Source organism: Flavihumibacter cheonanensis, from assembly GCF_022352215.1.
Taxonomy (GTDB): Bacteria; Bacteroidota; Bacteroidia; order Chitinophagales; family Chitinophagaceae; genus Flavihumibacter; species Flavihumibacter cheonanensis.
On sequence record NZ_JAKRWF010000197.1, the window covers coordinates 1 to 281 of the forward strand.

General features: G+C 42.7%; 1 protein-coding gene. It reads left to right on the top strand.

All coding sequences use genetic code 11. The features are described 5' to 3' along the window. Positions 1–202, top strand: a 202-nt coding sequence (locus MD536_RS21670; protein ID WP_239603862.1) for a hypothetical protein, incomplete at its 5' end; no start/stop codon positions are given. Positions 203–281: the final 79 nt, after the last annotated feature.

Genomic DNA, 281 nt, shown 5'->3' on the forward strand with positions numbered 1-281 from the left:
GAAATACACTGAACTTAAACCAGAAGAAGTTCGCCAATCCTGCTGGATCGCAGTAAACCCCAAAGGTACTATTAACGTCCCGCAAATTTTAGAATTTCAAGAGTGGGCAATCAACAAGGGTTACCTGGTCGATCGCGTGACACCAGAGCAATTCTTAGATACCAGTTTCTTAGAACAAGCCCTCCAATTGATCGAGAAATAAGATTGCTATTTTATGAGTTTTTACTGCAAATCCATTCGCAAAGCCTATCCATCCAGCCAGGGTGAGATTGAAGCTCTCC